The organism is Variovorax sp. FG153, assembly GCF_057809595.1.
Genome location: NZ_JBMDKG010000106.1, coordinates 1 through 1903, shown reverse-complemented (window position 1 = coordinate 1903; position 1903 = coordinate 1). Strand labels below are relative to the sequence as shown.

Annotated in this window: 3 protein-coding genes; all 3 read right to left on the bottom strand. The window is 67.3% G+C overall.

Annotated elements, in window-relative coordinates; translation table 11 throughout:
- On the bottom strand, window positions 1–235 hold a 235-nt coding region (locus ACODT0_RS42270), incomplete at its 3' end, for a biotin/lipoyl-containing protein (RefSeq protein WP_489044032.1).
- A complete protein-coding gene (locus ACODT0_RS42265; protein ID WP_057593671.1) occupies window positions 232–825 on the bottom strand; it encodes an Ntn hydrolase family protein in 594 nt (197 codons plus the stop codon). The genes ACODT0_RS42270 and ACODT0_RS42265, both read right to left, overlap by 4 nt.
- 55 nt (window positions 826–880) lie before the next feature.
- Window positions 881–1903 (bottom strand): dihydrolipoyllysine-residue acetyltransferase (locus ACODT0_RS42260; RefSeq protein WP_489044031.1); only part of this gene is annotated, 1023 nt, incomplete at its 5' end.

Sequence of the window (1903 nt, the reverse complement as noted above, 5' to 3'; positions counted from 1 at the left end):
CCGCCTCCAGCGTCAGCACCACCGAGCCTTCCTTGACCTTGTCGCCCACCTTCACCGCCAGCGACTTCACCACGCCGGCCGCGGACGACGGAATCTCCATCGAGGCCTTGTCCGATTCGACCGTGATCAGCGATTGCTCGGCCTTCACCGTGTCGCCCACCTTCACCAGCACCTCGATCACCGCCACTTCGTCGAAGTCGCCGATGTCGGGCACCTTGATTTGTTGTTCGCTCATTTGGACACTTTCAGTTTGAGTGTGAGAGAGTCGACCGGTCCGGCCGAATTGCGATCGAATTCGCAGGCGGCGGCGATCCCCGCCTCCGCCACGTCGCGCGCCGAGCGCGACTTCTGGTCGTACACCGCATGCATGGCGCCGAGCGCGAAGCTGCGTCCCGAGCCGATGCTCCAGAACTGCTTGAACTCGAACACCTCGCGGTAGCTGTAGATGCCGTAGATCCCGCTCGCGTTGGCCAGCAGCATCGTGAACTGGCTCGACTCGTAGGGCTCGTGGTCGTCTTCCTTGGTCTCCATGAAGAACGAGCTCTTGAGCACCGGATGCAGCATCGTGAAGGTGCGGAACACCTCGTGCTTGCTGCCGAACAGCAGCGACTCGCGCGGCTGCGCGGCCAGCGCATGCTGCAGCACCAGGAAGTGCGCCGCGGCGCCGGCCATCGCGAACAGGCTGTGGCCGGCGGCGTCCTCGATCGAGAAGATCTTCTGGTTCGCCTCCTGCCGGTGCGTGAGCCGCGTGTCCCCGAAGGTCACGAGCGCGTCGGCCGCCATGGCGACCTGGCCGTTCTTGCGGACGGCCACGACCGTGGTCATGGGGCCTCGCGCCGGTTCGCCAGGGGCGCAGCGGCCGCCGAAGCAGCCTCGGCGCTCATAGCAGCACGCGGCGGAAGTCGGCGAGCACCTGGCCCAGGTAGGCGTTGAAACGCGCCGCCGAGGCCCCGTCGATCACGCGGTGGTCATAGGACAGCGACAGCGGCAGCGTCAGGCGCGGCACGAACTGCTTGCCGTCCCACACCGGCTTCATCGCGCTCTTCGAGAGGCCGAGGATGGCCACTTCGGGGGCGTTGATGATCGGCGTGAAGTGCGTACCGCCGATGCCGCCGAGCGAGCTGATCGAGAAGCAGCCGCCCTGCATGTCGGCCGCGCCGAGCTTGCCGTCGCGCGCCTTCTTGGCGAGCTCGCCCATCTCCTGGCTGATCTGCAGGATGCCCTTCTTGTCCGCATCGCGCAGCACCGGCACCACGAGGCCGTTGGGCGTGTCGGCCGCGAAGCCGATGTGGAAGTACTGCTTGTAGACCAGCGTGTCGCCGTCGAGGCTGGTGTTGAACTCGGGGAACTTCTTGAGCGCCGAGACCACCGCCTTGATCACGAAGGCCAGCATCGTGACCTTCACGCCCGACTTCTCGTTCTCCTTGTTGGTGGCGACGCGGAAGGCTTCGAGCTCGGTGATGTCGGCATCGTCGTTGTTCGTGACGTGCGGGATCATCACCCAGTTGCGGTGCAGGTTCGCGCCGCTGATCTTCTTGATGCGCGACAGGTCCTTGCGCTCGACCGTACCGAACTTCGTGAAGTCGACCTTCGGCCAGGGCAGCAGGCCCAGCGCGGCGCCGTCGGCACCGCCACCGGCCGCGGGCTTGGCCGCGGCCGAAGCCTTGGTGGTGGCCTGGCCGCTCATCACGGCCTTGGTGAAGCCCTGGACGTCTTCCTGCGTGATGCGGCCCTTGGGACCGGAACCCTTGACCTCCTCGAGCGGCACGCCGAGCTCGCGCGCGAACTTGCGCACCGAGGGCGAGGCATGCGGCAGGCCGGCCGACGGGCTCCTGGTGGGATCGTGCGGCGCGGCGGCGGCCGGCGCGGGAGCAGCCGGAGCCGGTGCGGGCGCGGAGGCCGA

Coding starts and splice junctions, on each gene's coding strand:
- ACODT0_RS42265 (WP_057593671.1), bottom strand. CDS start 825: ATGACCACGGTCGTGGCCGTCCGCAAGAACGGCCAGGTCGCCATGGCG.